The sequence below is a fragment of the Actinosynnema sp. genome (assembly GCF_052038725.1).
Genome location: NZ_JBQGCX010000726.1, coordinates 1 through 1540, shown reverse-complemented (window position 1 = coordinate 1540; position 1540 = coordinate 1). Strand labels below are relative to the sequence as shown.

The window sequence follows — 1540 nt, the reverse complement described above, 5'->3', positions numbered from 1 at the left end:
CCCCCGGGGGTGACCCCCCCCCGGGGGCGCCCGCGGTGCGGGGTGGGGGGGGCCCCCCCCGCCCCCCCACGCAGCCCCCATCCCGCGTCCCTCTTCTCCGTTTGGCCTGGCGAAGCCCAAGCGCGCTTGTCAAGATGCCGCCGCACTGCCCGGAAGACCGGGGTGCCCAACGGCGTCTTGACGAGTGTGCTTGCCTGAAAGGAGGCCACACGGAGAAGAGGGACCCGGACCACCGCAGTGGTAAACGGGACCACCAGCGGAAGCGCCACCGGCCGGCAGAGCCCGTCCCCCTCTTTTTTGGAGGTCTGCCCCGCCGGCGAGGCGAGCCCTTCAGCTCTTGATCTTGAAGCTCTTCACCCACCCTCCACTACCCTCACCCGCCGTGGACCGAGCTGATCTCCTCCGCCTGGACCGGCAGCACGTCTGGCACCCCTACGCGCCCATGCCGGGCGACCGGGAGCCGCTCGTCGTCACCTCCGCCGAGGGCGTCCGCCTCCGCCTGGACGACGGCCGCGAGCTGGTGGACGGCATGTCCTCCTGGTGGGCCGCAATCCACGGCTACCGCCACCCCGTCCTGGACACCGCGATCCGGGACCAGCTCGGCCGGATGAGCCACGTCATGTTCGGCGGCCTCACCCACGAACCCGCCGTCGCCCTCTGCGCCAAGCTGGTCGAGATCACCCCGCCCGGACTGGAGCACGTCTTCCTCTCCGACTCAGGCTCGGTAGCCGTCGAGGTCGCCATCAAGATGTGCCTCCAGCACTGGCGCTCCCTGGGCAAGCCGGAAAAACGCCGCCTGCTCACCTGGCGAGGCGGCTACCACGGCGACACCTTCCACCCCATGTCCGTCTGCGACCCGGACGGCGGGATGCACTCCCTCTGGCGCGGGGTGCTCCCCGAGCAGCTCTTCGCCTCCGCCCCACCCACCGCCATGGACACCGCCTACGTCGCCGAACTGGCCGACCTCGTCGAGCGGCACGCCGACGAGCTGGCCGCCGTCATCGTCGAACCCGTAGTCCAGGGCGCAGGCGGCATGAGGTTCCACGACCCCCGCTACCTGCACGTGCTCCGCGAGCTCACCCTGGCGAACGACGTCCTCCTCGTCTTCGACGAGATCGCCACCGGGTTCGGCCGCACCGGCGAGCTGTTCGCCGCCGACCACGCGGGCGTCAGCCCGGACGTGATGTGCGTCGGCAAGGCCCTGACCGGCGGCTACCTCTCCCAGGCCGCGACGCTGTGCACCCCGCGCGTTGCCGAGGGCATCGCGCGCGGCGACGTCCCGGTTCTCGCCCACGGGCCCACGTTCACGGGCAACCCGCTCGCCTCCGCCGTCGCCCTCGCCTCGACCGACCTGCTCCTCTCCCGCGACTGGCGCGCGGAGGTGGCGGGCATCGAGTCCGGCCTGCGGAAGGGCCTGGCGGGCGCGCCGGGGGAGGTCCGGGTGCTCGGCGCGATCGGCGTGGTGCAGCTCGACCACCCCGTGGACATGCGGGCGGCGACGGAGGCGGCCGTGCGCGAGGGCGTGTGGCTGCGCCCGTTC

The 1540-nt window shown here is 72.7% G+C and carries 1 protein-coding gene; it reads left to right on the top strand.

All coding sequences use genetic code 11. The annotated features are described in order from the left end of the window. Positions 1–382: 382 nt before the first annotated feature. Positions 383–1540: adenosylmethionine--8-amino-7-oxononanoate transaminase (locus ACTUAL_RS15070; RefSeq protein WP_440900688.1), on the top strand; the 1158-nt coding region annotated here is incomplete at its 3' end.